General features: G+C 69.4%; 1 protein-coding gene. It reads left to right on the top strand.

All coding sequences use genetic code 11. The features are described 5' to 3' along the window. On the top strand, window positions 1-1,482 hold a 1,482-nt coding region (locus Q1K57_RS09145), incomplete at its 5' end, for an NAD(P)-binding protein (protein ID WP_300081322.1). Window positions 1,483-1,614 lie beyond the last annotated feature (132 nt).

Below are 1,614 nucleotides of genomic sequence, written 5' to 3'. Positions count from 1 at the left end.
GAGTGGCTGCGCCTCGTCAAGGAGCACGCCGACGAGGCCGCCTGGCGCGAGCTCACCCGCAACAACCCCTTCCCCGCCATCCACGGCCGCGTCTGCTACCACCCTTGCGAGACCGCCTGCAATCGCATCGAACTCGACGGTGCCGTCTCCATCCACTCCGTCGAGCGCTATCTGGGCGACCTCGCCATCGCCAACGGCTGGCAGTTCGCCGCGCCGGTCCGCCAGACCGGACGCCGCGTCCTCGTCATCGGTGCCGGACCGTCGGGCCTGTCGGCCGCCTACCAGCTGGCCCTGCTCGGCCACAGCGTCGAGATCCGCGACTCCTCGGACGCCCCCGGCGGCATGATGCGCTACGGCATCCCCGAGTACCGCCTGCCCCGCGACGTCCTCGACGCCGAGGTCGCCCGCATCACCGCCCTCGGCGTCACCATCACCCTCAACCACACCGTCGCCGACCTCCTCGAGGAGCAGCGCGAGGGCAATTTCGACGCCGTGTTCGTCGCCATCGGCGCCCACCTCTCCAAGCGGGTCGACATCCCCACCCGCGACGCCGGCCGCATCGTGGATGCCGTCACCTTCCTCCGCGACGTCGCCTCGGGCGAGACCCCCGTCATCGGGCGCCGCGTCGCCGTCTACGGCGGCGGCAACACCGCGATGGACGCCGCCCGCGTGGCCCGCCGGCTGGGCGCCGAGGAGTCGATCATCGTGTACCGGCGCACCGCCGAGCAGATGCCGGCCCACGCCGACGAGCGCGACGAGGCCGTCCGCGAGGGCGTCAAGATGAACTGGTTGCGCACGATCAACTCCCTCGACGACGACCAGATGCAGGTCGAGATCATGGAGCTCGACGAGAACGGCAAGGCACGCGGCACCGGCCGCTTCGAGACGCTCGAGGCGGACACGGTCATCCTCGCCCTGGGTCAGGAGGCCGACTCGGACTTCCTCAAGGTGATCCCGGGCATGCAGTTCGACGGCGACGTGGTGCAGGTCGACCCGAAGACCCTCATGACCGATGTGCCCGGCATCTTCGCCGGCGGCGACGCGGTGCCGTCGGAACGCACGGTGACCGTCGGCGTCGGCCACGGCAAGAAGGCCGCCCGCATGATCGACCTGTGGCTCAACAGCCGGCCCCACATCGAGCGCGAGAAGCACGACCTCGCCACCTTCGACAAGCTCAACCTGTGGTACTGGGGCGACAACCGGCGCACCACCCAGCCCGAACTGGCCGTCGAACAGCGGCAGAACTTCGACGAGATCGTCGGCGGTCTGAGCGCCGACGAGGCGTTCACCGAAGCGTGGCGCTGCCTGTCCTGCGGCAACTGCATCGAGTGCGACGGCTGCCTCGGTTCGTGCCCGGAGGATGCCGTCATCAAGCTCGGCAAGGGGCTGCGCTACCGCTACGACTACGCCAAGTGCACCGGCTGCGGCACCTGTTACGAGCAGTGCCCGGTCCACGCCATCGAGATGATCGCCGAGCGTTGAGCGGGCGAGGAAAGAGGGACTCCCATGACACAGACGCCGGCGCCGACGCAGGCGATCATCGACGGCAACGAAGCGGCCGTCTCGGTGGCGTACCGGCTCAACGAGCTGTGTTCCATCTACCCGATCACGCCC

The sequence above is a fragment of the Propioniciclava sp. genome, from assembly GCF_029977985.1.
In the GTDB taxonomy this organism is placed as follows: Bacteria; Actinomycetota; Actinomycetes; order Propionibacteriales; family Propionibacteriaceae; genus Propioniciclava.
Note: the sequence above shows the minus strand (reverse complement) of the source record. Positions and strands in the feature narration are given on the sequence as shown.